This is a genomic window from Streptomyces lasiicapitis (genome assembly GCF_014646335.1).
GTDB classification, from domain to species: domain Bacteria; phylum Actinomycetota; class Actinomycetes; order Streptomycetales; family Streptomycetaceae; genus Streptomyces; species Streptomyces lasiicapitis.
Map to the genome: position 1 here is coordinate 322,423 of NZ_BMNG01000007.1, position 17,344 is coordinate 339,766.

Annotated in this window: 14 protein-coding genes and 1 pseudogene; 8 read left to right on the forward strand and 7 right to left on the reverse strand. The window is 71.2% G+C overall.

Annotated elements, in window-relative coordinates:
- Positions 1-5 precede the first annotated feature (5 nt).
- From IEY91_RS17730 to IEY91_RS17740, 3 genes are read left to right on the forward strand one after another with little or no spacing between them, the layout of a single operon-like run.
- Positions 6-218, forward strand: coding sequence for a hypothetical protein (locus tag IEY91_RS17730; RefSeq protein ID WP_189174719.1), 213 nt, complete (start codon positions 6-8; stop codon positions 216-218).
- Complete coding sequence (locus IEY91_RS17735) at positions 215-976, forward strand: hypothetical protein (RefSeq protein WP_189174720.1); 762 nt, start codon at positions 215-217, stop codon at positions 974-976. Before IEY91_RS17730 ends, IEY91_RS17735 begins: the two co-directional genes overlap by 4 nt.
- A gap of 43 nt (positions 977-1,019) precedes the next feature.
- Positions 1,020-1,397, forward strand: coding sequence for a nuclear transport factor 2 family protein (locus IEY91_RS17740; RefSeq protein WP_164327648.1), 378 nt, complete (start codon positions 1,020-1,022; stop codon positions 1,395-1,397).
- A 39-nt stretch (positions 1,398-1,436) separates the two neighbouring features.
- On the opposite strand, the gene IEY91_RS17745 is transcribed toward IEY91_RS17740, so the two are convergent.
- Both IEY91_RS17745 and IEY91_RS17750 read right to left on the reverse strand, forming a co-directional pair.
- Positions 1,437-2,597, reverse strand: a complete 1,161-nt coding sequence (locus IEY91_RS17745) for a glycoside hydrolase family 113 protein (protein WP_189174721.1) — start codon at positions 2,595-2,597, stop codon at positions 1,437-1,439.
- Between the two features lie 155 nt (positions 2,598-2,752).
- On the reverse strand, positions 2,753-3,301 hold the full coding sequence (locus IEY91_RS17750) for a YciI family protein (RefSeq protein ID WP_164327646.1): 549 nt from the start codon (positions 3,299-3,301) through the stop codon (positions 2,753-2,755).
- A 216-nt stretch (positions 3,302-3,517) separates the two neighbouring features.
- On the opposite strand from IEY91_RS17750, the gene IEY91_RS17755 reads away from it, so the two are divergent.
- The 3 genes from IEY91_RS17755 to IEY91_RS17765 are packed head-to-tail and all read left to right on the forward strand — an operon-like array spanning position 3,518 to position 5,599.
- Complete coding sequence (locus tag IEY91_RS17755) at positions 3,518-4,423, forward strand: RNA polymerase sigma-70 factor (protein ID WP_189174722.1); 906 nt, start codon at positions 3,518-3,520, stop codon at positions 4,421-4,423.
- Positions 4,404-4,892, forward strand: a complete 489-nt coding sequence (locus IEY91_RS17760) for an SRPBCC family protein (protein WP_189174723.1) — start codon at positions 4,404-4,406, stop codon at positions 4,890-4,892. Before IEY91_RS17755 ends, IEY91_RS17760 begins: the two co-directional genes overlap by 20 nt.
- Positions 4,889-5,599, forward strand: a complete 711-nt coding sequence (locus tag IEY91_RS17765) for a hypothetical protein (RefSeq protein WP_164327643.1) — start codon at positions 4,889-4,891, stop codon at positions 5,597-5,599. The genes IEY91_RS17760 and IEY91_RS17765 overlap by 4 nt, the downstream gene beginning before the upstream one ends.
- Positions 5,600-5,642: 43 nt before the next feature.
- On the opposite strand, the gene IEY91_RS17770 is transcribed toward IEY91_RS17765, so the two are convergent.
- The 4 genes from IEY91_RS17770 to IEY91_RS17785 form a co-directional block, all read right to left on the reverse strand.
- The gene (locus IEY91_RS17770; RefSeq protein WP_164327642.1) at positions 5,643-6,554 is read right to left on the reverse strand and encodes a geranyl diphosphate 2-C-methyltransferase; all 912 of its coding nucleotides are present in this window, start codon (positions 6,552-6,554) and stop codon (positions 5,643-5,645) included.
- Positions 6,555-6,628: 74 nt separating this feature from the next.
- Positions 6,629-7,690, reverse strand: coding sequence for a family 2 encapsulin nanocompartment cargo protein terpene cyclase (locus tag IEY91_RS17775; RefSeq protein ID WP_164327641.1), 1,062 nt, complete (start codon positions 7,688-7,690; stop codon positions 6,629-6,631).
- Positions 7,687-9,126, reverse strand: a complete 1,440-nt coding sequence (locus IEY91_RS17780) for a family 2B encapsulin nanocompartment shell protein (RefSeq protein ID WP_164327640.1) — start codon at positions 9,124-9,126, stop codon at positions 7,687-7,689. Before IEY91_RS17780 ends, IEY91_RS17775 begins: the two co-directional genes overlap by 4 nt.
- A gap of 408 nt (positions 9,127-9,534) precedes the next feature.
- Positions 9,535-10,629, reverse strand: coding sequence for a radical SAM protein (locus IEY91_RS17785; RefSeq protein WP_189174724.1), 1,095 nt, complete (start codon positions 10,627-10,629; stop codon positions 9,535-9,537).
- A 388-nt stretch (positions 10,630-11,017) separates the two neighbouring features.
- Here IEY91_RS17785 and IEY91_RS17790 point away from each other — a divergent pair, with 388 nt between their 5' ends.
- Positions 11,018-12,820, forward strand: a complete 1,803-nt coding sequence (locus IEY91_RS17790; protein ID WP_189174725.1) for an ABC transporter ATP-binding protein — start codon at positions 11,018-11,020, stop codon at positions 12,818-12,820.
- Positions 12,821-13,154: 334 nt separating this feature from the next.
- A pseudogene (locus IEY91_RS41855) lies at positions 13,155-14,423 on the forward strand (ATP-binding cassette domain-containing protein); the annotation flags it as partial.
- Between the two features lie 303 nt (positions 14,424-14,726).
- Here the strand turns inward: IEY91_RS41855 and IEY91_RS17795 are convergent.
- Positions 14,727-17,342, reverse strand: a complete 2,616-nt coding sequence (locus tag IEY91_RS17795; RefSeq protein WP_189174726.1) for a LuxR C-terminal-related transcriptional regulator — start codon at positions 17,340-17,342, stop codon at positions 14,727-14,729.
- Between the last annotated feature and the right edge of the window lie 2 nt (positions 17,343-17,344).

Below are 17,344 nucleotides of genomic sequence, written 5' to 3' on the forward strand. Positions count from 1 at the left end.
GCGCGATGGCGATACGAGGCGTGGCAGCGGGGGCCGTCGCGACGGCGCTGATCGGCGCGGCGGGAGTGATCATCGCGGCCGTGATCACGTCGTGCGACGACCACGGCGGCGGCAGGCCAGGGCCGGGAACGATCATCCAGACAAACGAGAACGGCGACAACGTGCTCTGCGTCGGCGAGAACAACAACTGTCCGGGCGAGGGGGGTTCCGGTCGATGAGGGGGACGCTTCGCCGTGCCGTCCCGTCGGTGGCGCTGCTCTGCCTGCTCGTACCGATCGGTGGCTGCGGTGGCGCCGACTCGTCGTCACGGAGCCAGAGCAACAAGGACGGGGACAACATGGCCTGCGAGGGCCAGAACAACCACTGCGTCAACGGCACGCTCATCGTGTCGGTGCCGCCCAGCCCTTCTCCGTCCCCGTCCGCGGACGCCTCGGCGTCGGGCGAATCGCCGTCACCCGGCGACTCGCCCTCCGGGCGCACTCGTACGCCTTCCCCCTCGGACGCCGGCGAGGACGAGGAAGACGGCGGTGGCGGGGAGTCCGGAGAGGGCTCGGGGGCCGCCGCGCTTCTCGAGCGTGCTCCCCGTGCGGTGCTTCGAGGGCCCGGCCCCGGGACCCTGCGCGTCGCCCTGCTCGACGTCACCTCGCCGCAGCCGCGGTGGAGCACACAGGGCATCGGTGCCCGTCGGCTGCGCGCGGCCGGGGTGGACGGGGTGCTGTTCCGGCTGTCCGTGCCGGTCCCCGCCACCGTCACCGTCGACGTCTCGCGGGCTCCGGCCGACGTGGAGTACGTCTTCTTCAACGCCGACGGCTGGCGCCTTGGCACCCAGACCGCCGCGAGCTGCGCGGCCATGTGCCCCTCGCTCACGCAGAACACCGTGGCCGCCCCGCAGTACCAGCATCTGCTGGTGACGGACGCCGGGCGCAGCGCGGGCTGGCCGCCGGGGCAGCGGTACATCTATACGGATGTGACCTAGGAGCCGTCCACGCGGTTCGCGAAGCGACTGGTATTACTGGTGCATGCAGGAAGAGACCGCACGGTCCGCGATCGACACGTTCATCTCCGCGTTCAACGCCTCGGACGACGCCTATGTGACAGGGCTGCTGTCCCAGGCGCTGACCTCGGACGTGGTGTTCTGGGGGCCGCTGGGCCGAAGCGAGGGGATCGAGGCGGTCGAGCGGTTCGTCCTCGACATCCGGCGCCACCCCGCGGGGACCGGCACGATGGTGCGCTGCTCGGCGGTGGACATGCCGGACGAGTGGGCCCGCTACCAGTGGGTGTTCACCACGCCGGACGGCGGTCCCCGCCTTGCGGGAACCGACGTCGTGCATCTGCGGCGGAGCCTCATCGACCAGGTCATCGTCTTCGCGGGCGAGATCGAGCCGTCCACCGACTGAGCAGGCCGCCAACTGGCCTGTGCAGAGGGGCGCTTGCGGCTAGGACGACCGGTCCTCGCGAGCGGCGGCCCGTGCGAAGTGCCGTGACACGGCGTCGAACGACTCCTTGGGCTCCCAGTGCCAGCGCGCCGTCGGGTCGTCCTCCGTCTTCCAGATCGCCTTGGTGAGGCTGTAGCTCGCCATGTCGAGGTCGTAGCGGCGTCGGCGGCGGTGCGGCGCGTCCGGGGTGACGAACTGGTACACCATCGCGGCGTGCAGGTTCATGTCCTCGAACACGTTCAGGACCTGGGTCAGGTACTGGGCCTGGGTGTGTTCGCTGCGCTTCGCACCGCCGCGGATCTCCGGCTTGGGCTTGCTGTAGTCGACGATGTCCCAGCCCATGCCGCCGGCTTGGGGCGCGCCGTCGAAGGTACAGGTGCCGCACTCGGTGATGGCGACAGGCTTGCGCCACTTGCGGTAGGGGCTGAGCTCCTTGACGTAGCCGCGCGGATCGGCGAAGTAGGAGTAGTAGTTGACGCTGACGAGGTCGAAGAGATCCCAGTCGACCCTGTCTCCGTGCGCGGAGCCGTACGTCACCTTCCCGTGGAACACCCGGCGCGCGGTCTTCGCGGACAGGCCGATGAACCGGTCGAGCTTGCGCTGCGCCTTCTGCGGGTCCCAGTTCCCCTTCATCATGTTCTCGACCCGCTCGACCGCGTTGTCGCCGGGGACGATGCCGGGTACGAAGAGGATGAACTCGGCGCCCACGCTCAGGTACACCCGCGCGCCCTGACGGCGGAGCCGCTCCGCCTGCCTGCCGGTCTCGGCGAGGTGGTCCAGGATCTGGCGTTCGGGGACGTCGGCCATGCGGGGCTGGAGCCATACGTGCAGCCCGTTCTCGGCCGCCTCGGTGGCGGTGGCGGTCAGCCGCTCGACGCCGGTGCCGAAGGCGACGACCGAGTTCGCGTGCAGCTCACGCTTGATGGCGCGCAGGTCGGACCGCATCCGGTTGCGGTGCCATCCCGTGTGCGAGCTCTCCCCGTCCTCGCACTCGTACATCACGCCCCGGTGGACGAGACCGCGCCCGGGCCTCGTCCGCTCCCCCGCCGGGCGTGTCCCGGCCGCCGCCTCGCCGGAGAGGGCCGTGCCCACCATCGCGGTGGCGCCGACCGCCGCCGCCCCGGCGAGAAAACTCGCCCGTGTCATCGCTTGTTCGCGCATCAGGTACTCCCACTCCCGCGGTCACCAACTGACGTGTCCAGCGTCGGGGGTGGGCGGGGGCCCGCTCATCAGCCATCGGTCCTGCGCGCGGTAACCAAAGTCGATGGCGGCCGCTCCGGCGCGCGACCTCCGGCGGTGCGGCCGCGCGCCGAACGTCAGCGGCGGCCGCCGAACTCCCAGTCGTGGACCTCGATGTCCGCGTACCGCCCGGGGACGAGGACGGCGCGTGCCGCGGCCTGGTCCGGGGCGCGGAGCAGCACCGCCGTGCCGAGCCAGGTGGTGCCGTCGTCGGAGAGCAGCGGCCCGTACGCGATCAGCTCGTCCTTGTCGGGCGGCATGACGATGTCGGCGGCCTCGCCCGCGCCGAGGCCGATGACCAGGTACCGGTTGCCGTCGGTCGGGCCGCCGGGGAAGTCCCACATGGTGCGGCCCAGCGTGTTGTGCCACCGGCGCAGCAGCACGTCGCGGTACACGCCGGCCTGGTAGTTGGGCTCGTCGAAGGCGAAGGCGCGGGCGGCGGCGGGATCCGGCAGGTCGACGATGTGCAGGCTGCCGGAGGCCGTCTCGCCGTCGTCGGCGAAGGTCGGGCCGCGGGCGATCAACTCCGCCGCGTAGCCGTCCATGTAGGACCAGTGGTCCTCGATGAGCTCACCGCGCAGGGCGTTGGAGTCGGACCGGTCGCGGTGGTAGCACAGGAATTCCATGGCCAGGGACTCTTCCCTACGCGCGGCGGTATCTCAACGAGCCGAATCACGTTCGGCGCCGCCGCACACCGCGCCGCATCCCAGGTGTGAAGTGAATCACTCGGGAAAGGTGTCACGGTTTTCCGGTGCGACGTGTCTCGATGGGCAGCCGAAGAGAGGAGCCGGGTGTGACGCAGGGATCTCACCGCATGCGGATGGCGGGGGCGGGTGCGGACCATGACTGAGGACGCCTTCACCGAACACCGTCCGCTGCTGTTCACCATCGCCTACGAGATGCTGGGCAGCGCCGCCGACGCCGAGGACGTACTGCAGGAGAGCTATCTGCGGTGGAGCGCGGTCGATGCGAGCACGGTCGAGCATCCGCGCGCCTATCTGGTGCGTGTCGTGACCCGGCAGGCCCTCAACCATCTGCGCACGGTGAAGGCGCGGCGCGAGGAGTACGTCGGTACGTGGCTGCCCGAGCCGATCCGCACGGCGCCCGAGGCCGGCGAGGACGTGATCCTGGCCGAGTCGGTGTCGATGGCGATGATGCTGGTCCTGGAGACGCTCACCCCGAGCGAGCGCGCCGTGTTCGTGCTGCACGACGTGTTCGGCTACACCCACGGGGAGATCGCCGCCTCGATCGGCAAGGCCGAGGTCACCGTGCGGCAGATCGCGCACCGCGCGCGGCGGCATGTGCAGGCGCGGCGGCGGCGCTTCGAGCCCGGCTCCGAGGCCACGCAGGAAGTCGTGCAGCGGTTCCTGAGCGCGGCGGCGACCGGCGAGATCCAGGAGCTGATGGACCTGTTGGCGCCCGATGTCGTGGCGATCTCCGACGGCGGCGGCAAGGTCGTGGCCGCCCGCAAGCCGGTCGTCGGCGCCGACGACGTCGCGCGGTTCGTCCTCGGTGTGCTCCGCACGACGACCACCACGAGGACGCGGGTCGAGCCCGCCACGTACAACGGCATGCCCGCGGCCCGCTTCCTCACCGACGACGCGCTCGACTGGCTCGTCGCCTTCGAGATCCACGAGGGACGCATCAGCGCCCTCTACGGCGTACGCAACCCGGACAAGCTGCACCGCGCGGACGCGGTGCGGGCGATCGACAGAGGAGAACCCAGCCATGGAAACCATGACCGTTGAGCGCGTCATCGACGCCCCGATCGACGACGTGTTCGCCTGGCTCACCACGACCACCAACTACCAGCGCTCGCCCCTGGTGCTGCGCTGCCGCCTCACCCGCCGCGGCGAGGGCGCGCCCTACGGCGTCGGCGCGGTGCGCAGTCACCTGTGGGCGATCGGCTGGCTCAGCGAGCGCATCACCCGTTACGAGGCGCCGTACGTCACGGAGTACGTCGTCGACCGCAGCGTGCCGCCGTCCCGGCACGAGCTGGGCCGCATGACGTTCTCCGAGGTCGACGGCGGCACGCTGGTGAACTGGACCACACGCGCCGAGATGAGCGCCCCGCTGGTCGGCGCCTTCCTCACCCGGCACCTCGTACGGCCGATGATCACCGGCAGTTTCCGCAGCATCCTGAACGCCGCCGACAAGGCGCTGGCCCGGCCCGGCTCGCGGCCGGCCACGACGAGCGAGCAGAGGCTGGACGCATGACTTCACAGCAAGACCTGGTGTCGAATCCGCTGCCCGACATCCTGCGGGACGACTCCGGCCACGTACTCATGAGCGAGGGCGACTCGGGCGGCTCCGCACGTCAACGTGCCGTCATCCAGGGCGTTTTCGAGGCGTGGAAGCGGCACCCGGTGCCGGACGGCTTCCTCTCGCAGGCCTTCTTCGCCGGGACGGACGGCAGGACGGTTCTCCACTACGCCCAGTGGACGAGCGCCGATGCGCACCGTGTCTTCGTGGAGGACGAAGCCAATCAGGTGCTGGCACGCGGCATCCAGGCGGTCATCGGGGCGGACCCGGAGGGCCCCGGCGGCTACCGGCTGTACCGCAGCATGAAGCCTGCGGCTGCAACGCGCGGTGTCTCGCCGGGGGTTGTGGTGCGCGTCGCCTTCGACACCGACGGGGACGCGACCGCGCGAAGGCTCATCGACACCATCGTCGACCACTACGGAGGTGTGCAGCCGCCCGGCGACGACGGCGGGGGCCTGGCCTCGCACTTCCACATCCGCCAGGACGGCCTCAGGGTCGTCAACTACAGCGAGTGGACCTCGGAGGAGGCGCACCAGCGGATGTTCGAGAACCACATCGACGTCGAGGACGGCGGACCGATGGCGGTCATCAAGGACGTTCCCGGGGTGCGGGTCCTCGGATTCCAGCGGTTCCTGCCCGGGCTCGGCCTCCAGCGCCCCTGAGCGGTGGCTCACGGGCGCCGCACGCGGACGGGCGCGGAGACTCTCAGACCCGGTCCGCCACGATCAGGAGGTACTGGAAGCTGCCGTTCCCGTAGGCGGTCAGGAACGTTTCCTCGATGCCCGTCACGAGGTGGTCGGCCTGCTTGCGGAGCTGCCAGTAGGGCGTGGCGGCGGCGGTGAGGTCCTCGACGTGCGTCGGTACGAGGCGGTGGCGGGCCATGGCCCGGAAATACTCCGAACGCGGATGGATGTCGCAGATGTAGTGGGCGTTGATGAGGGACACCTCGCGGGACGCCCGGCCGTAGGTGTCGTTGTAGCAGCCGGTGATCGTCACATAGCGGCCGCCGCGGCGCAGCAGCCGGGCGTGCTCGGCGAACAGCAGGTCCAGCTCGACGTACATCGTGGACTCGTTGTTCCACGACGCCGCGTACGCGCCGGAGGGCAGGCCGGTGTCGAGCATGTTCAGGTGGTGGTAGCGCACCTTGTCGTCGATGTGGCGCTTGCGGGCCTGCTCGGCGGCGAAGTCGGCCTGTTTCCGGGAGATGGTGACGCCGTCGGCGTGGCAGCCGTACCGCAGATGGGCCACGACCGAGCCGCCGCCCCGGCCGCAGCCCGCGTCGAAGACGCGGTCCGCGGGGGTCAGGGGGCCGAGGTGGGACGCCAGCAGGTCGGCCTGGGCCTGTTCCAGGCGGTGGAGTTCGGTGGTGATGCGCTCCTGCCGGTCGGCGGGGCTGGAGGGGTCGGTGGGGTCGGTGACGTCCGCGGCGTCCGTGGGGTCGAGGACGGACCAGTCGGCCTCTCCGATGCCGTAGTGGTGGTGGTAGAGGTCGTCGATCTTCCCGAGTTCGAGGTTGACCGGGTTCTCCTCGGCGTTCCAGTAGTCCGCGACCCGGCTCTGGTAGGTGGACTGGGAGGGGACCGGTGCTGCTGTGGGCTCGGCGTCGGCAATGGTCAACGGTGTCTCCTCAGGGCGGGGGGAGGATGGGTGGGTACGAGGCAGGCGGCGCCGTCGGTCGAAGTCGGCGGGTGCTACCAGTAGTTGGGCAGGTGGTAGCGGTGGGTGTTCGTCGCGTGCCACTCGTGGTTGCCGGACACCCACGCGGCGAGGCTCTCGGCGTAGCGCTCGACCAGGGGTGAGGTGGCGGCGAGGGCCGCGGACTCCTCCTCGAAGGCCTCCATGACCTTGTTGTGGATCTCGACGGCCTTGAGATACGCCGCTTTGAGGCCGCACCGTTCGTTGGCGGCGATGACCTGGGGCAGGTTCCAGTGGTCGGGGTCGCTGGCCAGCTCCTTGGTGAAGGAGTACAGGTCGTTGACGAGGGTGGTGGCGTTGCTGGCGAGGGCCGTGATGCGCTGGATCTCCGGGCGGGCGTAGAGCGCTTCGGGCAGTTCGTAGCCGTCGACGGCGTCGACGATCGACAGGCAGGGGCGGAAGTTGTTGAACTGCCGCATCACCAGGTACTCCCACGTCCGCGGCACATACCGGGTCTCGGACCAGGCGGCCTCGCCGAGGTAGCCCAGATGCAGCCGGGCGATGTCGTGCACGAAGCGGTCGGTCTGGCTGGGCGTGGCGAGGGCGGAGAAGTCCTTCAGGGCCTGGTGGTACGAACGCAGCGGCCCGTCGGCCCGCACGCCGCCCCGCCACTGGGCCTCCTGCTCGGGCGCGCCGTGGAACGGGTCGAGCGCCGACTGCGCCAGGACGAGCCGGCCGCCGAGGCCGCGCGGCGAGCCGCCCCGGCCCTCGTCCGCCTCGCAGTAGCAGCTGTCGACGAGGTTCTCGGCGAGCAGCAGCTTTCCCGCCGCGGCGAGCCGCTCCAGGTCGGCCGCGCCCGGGTGCTGGAGCACCACGGCCCGGCCGAACTGGAAGCCCGCGAAGTCGCCCTTCCACGCCGCGGGGAACAGGTCGTGGTGGTGCGCCCAGGCCTCCAGCCTGCGGTCGACCTCCTTGACCTTCTCGGGCTCCGCGGGCACGGCGGGCCGGTGGCGCAGGCCGGGGATCGGGCCGCCCCGCCGGGCGCGCAGGGCCCGGGCCGGGCTCGGCGGCCCGGGAGCTCGCCAGGGGGGCGTCTCGGACGCGGGCGGTGTGCTCACTCGGCGTTCCGCCCGATCTGTACGTTCTCCAGGATGCCTGCGGCGTCGGGCACGAGGATCGCGAGCGAGTAGTACGCGGTGACCAGGTAGCTCATGATCGCGGCACTGTCGATGCCCATGAACCGTACGTTCAGGCCGGGTTGGTACTCCTCGGGGATTCCCGTCTGGTAGAGGCCGACGACTCCCTGGTCGGCCTCTCCGGTGCGCAGCGCGATGATGCTGGTGGTGTGCTCGTCGCTGATGGGGATCTTGCCGCACGGGAAGAGGGGGACTCCTCGCCACGCGGGGACCTCGTGTCCGTCGACGGTCGCCGTGCCGGGGACGAGTCCGCGGCGGTTGCACTGGCGGAAGAACGCCGCGATCGCCTTGGGGTGGGCGAGGAACAGCTTGGTCTTGCGGCGCATCGACAGGAGTTCGTCGAGGTCGTCGGGGGTGGGCGGGCCGGTGAAGGTGCTGATGCGCTGGCCGTAGTCGACGCTGTGCAGCAGCCCGAACTCGCGGTTGTTGACCAGCTCCCACTCCTGGCGTTCGCGGATCTCCTCGACGGTCAGGCGGAGTTGCTGCTCGGTCTGGTCCATGGGGTTGTTGTAGAGGTCGGCGACGCGGGTGTGGATGCGCAACACCGTCTGGGTCAGGGACAGTTCGTACTCGCGCGGGGCGAGTTCGTAGTCGACGTATCCGCTGGAGAGGGTCGGCTCCCCCACGTGGCCCGCCTGCAGGGGGACGTCGGCCTCGCCCTTGCGGTTCATGGGTTTGAGCTGCTGCACGGCGAACGCGTCCAGGTGCGCCGCGAGCGAGGGCGAGTCCTCCACGATCTGCGTCAGCGAGTCCCAGGGCAGGACCAGGACCACCCCGGCGGTCTCGGCCCGCACCGAGGTCAGCCACAGCGGGTCGGCCCTGCCGACGGCCTCGTCGCCCATCTGGTCGCCGTCGGTGACGACGCCGACGACTTCCTCCTCGCCGAACTTGCCCGTGGCGTAGCGGGTGAAGCGGCCGTGCACGACGAGGTAGGTCTCGGTGACCGGCTGTCCCGCGCCGAAGAGGACCTCGCCGACGCGCACTTGGCGCACCCGCAGGCGGGAGGCGATCTTCTTGAGGACCGCGGTGTCGGAGTAGCCGCGCAGGACCGGCAGTTCGGTGAGCGTCTCCGGGATGACCTTGATGTCGTCGGCGCCGTTCTGCTCGAACTGCACGCGGCCGCGGCCGATCCTGAGCTGGAGGCGCCGGTTGACGCGGTAGGTGCCGCCCTTGACGTCCGTCCACGGCAGCGCCTTGAGCAGCCATCGCGAGGTGATGGCCTGCATCTGGGGTTCGGACTTGGTGGTCGTGGAGAGCTGGCGCGCCGCCTGGGTGCTGAGGCTGGTGAGCTGGGCCTCGGTGGCGGGCTCTTCGCCGCGATCGGTGCTGGGTCCGGCAGCGCTTTCGGGTGTGGACACATTGCCTCCCTGTACGTGAGCGGACGTGCACGGGTGCGTGCGGGCGCGCGGATGTGTTCCGGGCCGGCGTGAAGGGGGGTGGGGTCACGTGGTCGGTGCGCGTACGGACGGGCTGAACGGGCCTGTCCCGTAAGCGAGTTGCCTGGGCCAGCCAAACAGTCCCGGGAGGGAGCACGGAACGTGGTACAGGAGGCGACTGAGCGCACCCGGGCGTGCGTCCGCCGCGAGAGCACGCCCGAGACAGACATACGAATACGCGCCGGTCGCATCCGGCACGATCCGTCCGGCGCGACCGGCGCACGCTGCCGTCAGCGGCAGAAGAGGCCGAGTTCTGCGATGTTCAGGGTTCCGTGGTGTTCACGGTTCCGGCGCGTTCAGGGTTCCGTGGTGTTTAGGGTCCCGTGGTGTTCAGGCCGCCCCCTCCACGGCCGTCGGCCGGTAGGTCGGCCTGCTGTCGATCCGGCGGCGGTCCTCGGGTGACGCGAACCGGTAGTCGAGGATGCGCACGGCCTCGGCCCAGTCCGCGCGGGTGCGGATGCGGTTGAGGGTCTCGACGACGAACGGGTCGTTCCACCTATCCCGTACGCGCCGCCACACCTCACGCGGCTCGTCGGTGAGCAGGCTGCCCACGGTTCCCTCGTAGATCGGCATGCCGCGCACCTCGCCGTCCGGTTCGATCTCGAAGGGGCGGAAGCTGGGGGTGCGCGCGAGGAAGTCCGGGTTCATCTGGACCTCGAAGTTCTCGGTGGTCTCCACCGTGACGGACGGCGGTGCGGCGTCCTGGAGCCGGCGCCGGGTGTCCGGCGTGATCAGCTCGGCGACCTGCTCGTCGCTGAGCAGTTCGTGCTCGACGAACGACGGCCGGCTGGCCAGGCCGGTGGGCACCACGGCGCCGAAGTACACGGTCTCCAGGTGCGGGAACCTGGGGGCCACCTCGGCGCACATCTGGTCCAGTTCCCCGTAGTTGCTGCGCACCACCACATAGTCGATGCCGAACCGCGGGGCCCGGACACCCACCGAGACCCGGCGGCCGACCTCGGCGTCGATCCGCGCGAGCGCGCCCGTCGCCCGCTCGAAGGAGCCGCGCCGTCCGCGGATCCGGTCGTGCGTCGCCGCGTTGCCACCGTCGAGGCTCACCACGACTTTGGTGGCCACGTCGGCGAGCGCCTCGACCGTCGCCGCCGGCATCGCCCATCCGCTGGTGTAGACGAAGACCTTCACGCCCGCGTCGTCGAAGTGCCGGGCCACGTCGATGATCCGCTTGATGGTCAGCGGCTCACCGCCGCACAGCGTGATCATCTCCGGTTCCAGGGAAATGATCGCGTCCGCGACCTTCAGCATTTCCTCGTGGCTGAGATTCTTGGCGGGACGCCTGCCCGACTCCGTGTAGCAGTGGTAGCAGCGCAAGGGACAGGCGAAGGTGACGTCCCAGATGACGGCGTTGGGATTGACGTCGTCATCCACTGCCGGGGAACTGCTTTCTGTCGTTTCCGTGTTGGTCATCAGTGGTTCTCCAGGCTGTAGTCGGGCACACATTCCTGGATCCGCACTCTACGAATGGCCCTCGCCACAGGTCGTCCGTAGTGGAGTACGCAATGAACTTCCCTTGGTACGCAGAGGCGTTGTACCTACGGGCATCCCCCCGGCTTCCGTATGGGCCGCCTCGAATTGCGTACTCGACTACGGATCTCTTTCCGCTCGCCACGGATTAGCGTTCATTTCAGCCGAGAGCGAGAGGAGGTGCTTTCAAATGATGTACCCGCCCCCGACCACGAGTGGTCCGCGTCCTAGCTAATACCCAGCGGTGGTCGCTCCACTTCCGGACAGGAGCGGCCACCGCACCCACCACCGGCCACGTGAGCCGACGACCCGCTGAAGGGTGAACCGGACCATGACAGTCCACAACGGAGTCCTCGTACTGGTCCGGCAGTTGCCGCGGATCGCGCGCGGGCTGACCTTCGTCCTCGCGACGCTCCTTGTCGCGCAGGCGGTGGGCAGCGCCCTGCTGCCCCTGGCGACGGGTCGCCTCGTCGTCGCGCTCACCGATACGCCGAAGTCCATGCGCGGTGTCGTCATCGGGCTCGCCCTGCTGGCGACCGTCCTCCTCCTGGACATGGTCCTCGACCCGATCAGGACCATGGTGGCCGCGCGCCTCGGCACCGCCCTCGACGGCGCGGTGGCCCAACGCACCGTCGAGGGCGCGCTGCGCCCCGCCCAGATCGGGCATCTGGACGATCCGGCCGTGGCCGACCGGATCGAACAGGCGCGGGCCGTCGGACTCGGCACCTACCCGCCGGGTCAGGCGGTCAACGCGCTGGCCGGACTCGTGCCACTGCGGCTTGGCGGCCTCGTCTCGGCGGTCCTGCTCGGCTGGGCGGGCCAGTGGTGGATGCCGCTGGTGCTCGGCGCGGCCTGGGTGGTGACCGGCCGCTGGCAGGAGAAGGAGATCGAGCGGTCGGTGTCGGCGCACGCGGGCGAGACGGCGCAGCTCAGGCGCGCCGCGTACCTGCGCGACACAGCGACGACCGCGCCCGCGGCCAAGGAGCTGCGGCTCTTCGGCCTGCGCAGCTGGCTCGTCGAGCGGTTCGCCGTGGCCTGGTGGGACGGCATGGTGCAGATGCGCAGGGCCCGGGTGAGCCCGGGGCGGCACACCGTGGCGATCCTGCTCCTGCTGTTCGCCCACCTCGCCGTCGTACTGCCGCTCGCCCTTCAGGCGGCTCACGGTTCCCTTTCGGTCGGCCAACTGGCCATCGCGCTGCAGGCGTTGCTCGGCCTGTTCGCCCTCGGCTTCACCGGCGACCTGCAGTGGCAGCTGCACACGGCGAGCACCGCCGTACCCGCGGCGCTGGCCGTCGGCGCCCTGGACACGCCTGGGAAGCGCGGCCGGCTCACCGCCGCGGGGCTGCCCCGGCGCGAGATCCGGTTCGACAAAGTGCGGTTCGCCTACCCCGGCGGCCGCGGACCCGTGCTCGACGACCTGGATCTGACCATCCCCGCGGGCTCCTCGCTCGCCATCGTCGGCGACAACGGCGCGGGCAAGAGCACGCTCACCAAGCTCCTGTCCGGGCTCTATCTCCCGGACGGCGGCCGCATCACGGTCGACGGCCAGGACCTCAGCGGCTACGACCCGGACACCTGGCGGCGCCAACTCGCTGTCGTCTTCCAGGACTTCGTGCGCTACCCGTTCTCCGTACGCGACAACATCGGCTTCGGCCACATCGAGACCGCGACCACCGACGCCGACCTGGCCGCGGCCACCCGGCTCGGCGGCTTCCTCGGCGTGGAGGAGGAGCTGCCCGACGGCTGGGACACCCCGCTGAGCGGCGCCTTCACCGAGGGCACCGAACTCTCCGGCGGGCAGTGGCAGCGGCTCGCGCTGAGCCGCGCGCTGTATGCCGTGCGACACGGCGCCCGGGTGCTCGTCCTCGACGAACCCACCGCGCACCTCGACATCGAGGCCGAACACGAGCTCTACGCCCGCTTCCTGGAGATCACCGCGGGGCTCACCACCGTCCTGGTCTCGCACCGGTTCGCCACCGTCCGCCTTGCCGACCGGATCGCCGTGGTCGACGGCGGACGGATCAGCGAGTTCGGCACGCACGACGAACTCGTCGCCTCCGGCGGCCGGTACGCGCGGATGTTCCGCGTCCAGTCCGAACCCTTCCAACTGCACGGAGGAAGCCGTCGTGCGTAAGAACGTCGTACGCAAGAACGTCGCGCGGAAGAACATCGTGCGGAAGAATCTCGCCGCCGTCCGGCTGCTGATCGGCACCGCGATCAAGGTGGACCGGCGGCGCGGGCTGCTCGTCCTGATCCTCTCCCCGCTCCTGAACGTCGTCGCGGCGCTGCAGGCGGTCGGCCTGCAGTGGATGGTCGACGGCGCCGTCTCGCACGACCGCGCCCAGACGGTGTGGGGCGGGCTGCTCCTGCTCATAGTCACCGTGCTTATCCACCAGGCCACTGCGGTCGCGACCGACATACGGATGGTGCTGCAGCACCGGGTGGGCCTCGAGTTCGACCGCCGGCTGATGAACCTGTGCTCGACACCGCCGCACATCGGGCACTATCAGGACCCCAAATTCCTGGACACCGCCGAGGTGGTGCGGCAGCGGCGCGGCGAATTCGGCTCCGCCCTGGCCGCGTTCGTGGAGAACGCCAACCTGTTCGCCAGGTTCGCGGCCGCCCTCGTCCTGCTGATCACCGCGAGCCCACTGCTCGCGCTGCTGCCGTTGACCGTGCTGCCGCTGGCGGCCGCCAACCGCTGGCAGGCCCGTCTGGTCACGGCGGCCGAAGGCGCGGGCGCCGAGGCCGATCGCCGCCGCAGGGCCCTGTTCTCGCTGGCCACCGACCCCGCCCCGGCCCGCGAGGTCCGGCTCTACCGGCTCGCCGACGAGATCGCGGCGCGCCACCGGGACGCGTTCGCCGCCGCGAGCGGGCCGCGCGAGGCGGCACGGGCCAAGGGCGCGATCGCCGTGGCGGTGGGCTGGCTGTTCTTCGGTTCCGCGCTGATCGGTGGTCTGTACGTCGTGTCGCGTTCGGTGATCCACGGTTCGGGTTCGGCGGGCCAGGCCGTGCTTGTCCTGCTGCTGAGCACGCGGCTCGTGGGCGCCACCACCGGTCTTGGCTGGCTCCTTGGGTGGCTGCGGCGCTCGCTCGACACGGTCGGGCTGTATCTGCGGCTGGTCGACTACCCGCACAGCGGGAGGCCGGACGGGACGGCTGGAGCGGACGGGACAGCCGGAGGGAACGGGGTGCGTGCGGTGGACGACGCGAGGCTGCCGTCGGGCGGCGAGCTCGTCCTCGAAGGGGTCACGTTCACCTATCCGGGGCGTACGGTCCCGGCGCTCGGCCCCGTCGACTTGCGCCTGCCCCGCGGAGCCACGGTCGCGATCGTCGGGGACAACGGTGCGGGCAAGTCCACGCTCGTCGCCCTGCTCGCGGGGCTTCAGCCGGTGTCGGCCGGGCGGATCACCTTCGGCGGGCAGGATCTGTCCGAGGTGCCTGCGGAGCAGTGGCGGGGCCGGGTCACGGCCTGTTTCCAGGACTTCTGCCGGTTCGAGCTGCTCGCCCGTGAGGCGGTCGGCCTGGGGAACCTCGGCGCGCTCGACGACCCGGCGGCGGTGCGGGCGGCGCTGGAGTCCGCCGGTGCGGCCGACGTGGTGGCGGGTCTGACGAAGGGCCTAGACACCCAGCTCGGCCGCACCATGCCGGACGGCACGGACCTGTCCGCGGGCCAGTGGCAGAAGCTCGCCCTCGCCCGCGCCCGGATGCGTACCGAGCCCGCCCTCGTACTCCTCGACGAGCCCGCCGCCAGTCTCGACCCGGGCAGCGAGGCCGAGTTGCTGCGCCGCTACCTGCGGGGGAACGCGTCCGTTTCGGATGGGTCGGACGGGTCTGACGGGTCTGACGGGTCTGACACCATCACCGTGATCGTGTCGCACCGGTTCTCCACCGTGCGCGACGCGGACCTCATCGTGGTCCTGGACGGCGGCAGGATCATCGAAAGGGGCACGCACACCGAGCTGTTCGCCCGGGGCGGCCGCTACGCGGACATGTACACGCTCCACGCAGCGGCCTACACCACCGGCCCCGTCGTCGGCTCAGCTCCTGCCGAGAACGGCGGGAAGGTCGCGCCGCGAGTGCACGCCGAGCTTGCGGTAGATGCGGGCGAGGTGGCTCTCCACCGTGCGAACGGACAGGGCGAGCCGGTCGGAGATGGCGCGGTCGGACAGGCCGCCGGCGGCCAGTGAGGCGATCTCCACCTCGCGTGCGGTGAGCGCCTCGGACGGAGCCGCCGCCGGGGCGACACCGAGGCGCTCACGCAGTTTGCCCACCAGCATCACCGCGTCGCCGAGGCGGTGGCCGCCCTCCCTGCGCAGGGCGGCCACCGCCGATTCGGCGAGCCGCCAGGCCTGCGCGCCCATGCCGAGGGCATCGAGCCGGACGGCGTGGTCGAGCAGTTCGGCGCCGCTCTCGCGCGACAGCGCCAGGACGGCCTCCGCTCCGGCGACCAGGCGCGGCGCGTCGACGTGTCGTACGGCGAGTGCGAGCCGGTCCACGACGCCGGGCGGCGGCCTGTCGGGCGCGAGCCAGGCCGCGTACGTCAGGTATTCGACCTCCACCGCCCAGCAGCCGGCGTCCTGAGCCGCCTCGGCGGCCTTCCGCGCCGAAGCGGACGCGGTCATCTGATCGCCCCGCGCCGCGGCCACTGCGGCCTGTGCCCAGTGAGTCTGGCCCGGGACGACGGCGACCGGGTCGGACCGGCATCCGGCCAGGACACGTTCGGCGGCGTCGGGCTCGCCTTCCTCGGCGAGGCAGACAGCCAGCCAGCAGGAGGCCTCCGTACGGAAGAGACGCCGCCCGCCGGACTGCTGCCCGACCGCCTCCCGCAGCAGCGCGACGGCCTCCGGCCGGTGGCCGACGAGCCACTGGAGATAGCCGCCGAGCAACGCCGACTCGGCGCCGTGGCGCTGCCCCGGGGTGCCCGCGCGGTGGTCGTGCGCGGACTCGCGGGCGGCGCCGGGCACGTGGGACGTGCTGGACGTGCCGGACGCGTTGGACGCGTTGGACGCGTTGGACGCGGGCCAGAGCAGCCGGAAATCCCGTACAACGGCGGCCAGTTCCGACAGATGAGCCGGGCAGGACCGGCCCGTCGGAGCGTCCTCGGCGAGCGCTACCGCCTCTTTCGTACGTCCGGTCAGGGCGCGGCAGATCGCGAGGACCAGGCGGGCCGAGGCGACGCCCGGTCCGTGCGCGGGACGGCGCAGGACCCGCTCGGCGACATTCATGGCCGCGCCGGTCCGGCCGCCGAAGAGCAGCACCAGCGCGTGTGCGCCGTCCAGCGCGGTCAGGTCGCCGGGAGTGGGCGCTTCGGCTCGCAGGGTGGCGAGTTCGTCGGCGGCGCGGGCGGGATCGCGGTCGGCCCAGCAGCGGTGCTCGGCGAGCGCGATCTCAAGGGGCAGCCGTGCGTCCGGCTCGGTCGCCTTGGCGCGTGCCCGTTCCAGGACCTTCCGGGCCTGCGCGATGTCACCGAGCTCGACCAGCGCGCGGGACAGCGGGACGGCGGCGGCGCTCGACCGGTCAAGCGCGCGGCGCGCGAAGCGGCAGGCGAGTTCGGGGTCGTGCCGGTAGGTCGTCTCGGCCGCGAGCGTCAGCAGATCGGCGTCGACCGGGCCGTGGGCGTCCAACTGCCAGCGGGCGCGGTTGACTTGGTCCGGCTGCGGCACGGGCAGGGTGCTCGCGGCGAGGAGGGCGCCCGCGAGGCGGCGGCGGCGCAGCAGGGGCAGCCGCTGGCGTGCGGCCGCGCCCAGCATCGGCCCGCTCAGCCGCACCAGGATCTGGCCTCCGGACTCGGTGGTGCGGACGAAGCCCCTTGCTTCGAGGCATTCGACGACGTCAGGGGCCACCTCCTCCAGGACGGGCAGGGGCAGTGGTTCGCCGAGGGCGACGGCGTCGAGGGCATCGCGCTGTACGGGGCCGAGGCCGTGCAGCTCGCGGTCGAACAGCTCGGCAAGTCGGGGCGGCACGGTCAGCGGGCCGCGCCACCACCACAGGCCGCACGACTGCTGGAGCCGGCGGGTCACGCGGGCGTGCCGGACCAGTTCGGTCACGAACAGCGGGTTTCCGCCGGTCCACCGGAACAGGAGGTCCACGGTGGTCCGCGCCGCCTCGCCGTTCACCAGCGCGCATACGAGCCGTCCGGTGTCGGCGCGGCAGAGCGGTGTCAGGTCCAGGCGCTCCAGGTACTTGTCCTTCCACAGCGCGACGACGGCGTCGGACATCTCCAGGCCGGAGCGGGCGGCGACCACCAGGCGCAGGCTCCCGTCGGCGGCCAGACTCAGGACCAGGGCCGCGGACCACTCGTCGAGGCGGTGGACGTCGTCGATGACGAGCACCGGGGTGCGCTGTCCGGCGCGGCGGCCCAGTTCGCGCCGGACCAGGCCATACGTGCGGCCGTGGTCCAACGGGGCTTCCACGCAGCACAGTCCGCGGAACACGCCGAAGGGAATCCGGCTTCCCGCCTCGGTCGCCGCGGTCCAGACGACTTCGAACCGGGCGGGGTCGAGCAGGCGCGTCACCGCGGAGAGCAGTGCCGTCTTTCCCACTCCGGCGGGCCCGATCACCGCCGCGCCCCTTTTGGCCAATACGGCTCCCGTTATCTGTTTCTGTTCGTGATCCTTGGCGACCAGCATTCCGGCACCCAGGTCGTGCGGCATTG

Excerpts from the sequence above, each read along its gene's own strand:
- IEY91_RS17765 (WP_164327643.1), top strand. The coding sequence starts at position 4,889 with ATGACTTCACAGCAAGACCTGGTGTCGAATCCGCTGCCCGACATCCTG.
- IEY91_RS17745 (WP_189174721.1), bottom strand. The coding sequence starts at position 2,597 with ATGCGCGAACAAGCGATGACACGGGCGAGTTTTCTCGCCGGGGCGGCG.
- IEY91_RS17755 (WP_189174722.1), top strand. The coding sequence starts at position 3,518 with ATGACTGAGGACGCCTTCACCGAACACCGTCCGCTGCTGTTCACCATC.
- IEY91_RS17785 (WP_189174724.1), bottom strand. The coding sequence starts at position 10,629 with ATGACCAACACGGAAACGACAGAAAGCAGTTCCCCGGCAGTGGATGAC.
- IEY91_RS17795 (WP_189174726.1), bottom strand. The coding sequence starts at position 17,342 with ATGCCGCACGACCTGGGTGCCGGAATGCTGGTCGCCAAGGATCACGAA.
- IEY91_RS17750 (WP_164327646.1), bottom strand. The coding sequence starts at position 3,301 with ATGGAATTCCTGTGCTACCACCGCGACCGGTCCGACTCCAACGCCCTG.
- IEY91_RS17790 (WP_189174725.1), top strand. The coding sequence starts at position 11,018 with ATGACAGTCCACAACGGAGTCCTCGTACTGGTCCGGCAGTTGCCGCGG.
- IEY91_RS17730 (WP_189174719.1), top strand. The coding sequence starts at position 6 with ATGGCGATACGAGGCGTGGCAGCGGGGGCCGTCGCGACGGCGCTGATC.
- IEY91_RS17735 (WP_189174720.1), top strand. The coding sequence starts at position 215 with ATGAGGGGGACGCTTCGCCGTGCCGTCCCGTCGGTGGCGCTGCTCTGC.
- IEY91_RS17740 (WP_164327648.1), top strand. The coding sequence starts at position 1,020 with ATGCAGGAAGAGACCGCACGGTCCGCGATCGACACGTTCATCTCCGCG.
- IEY91_RS17760 (WP_189174723.1), top strand. The coding sequence starts at position 4,404 with ATGGAAACCATGACCGTTGAGCGCGTCATCGACGCCCCGATCGACGAC.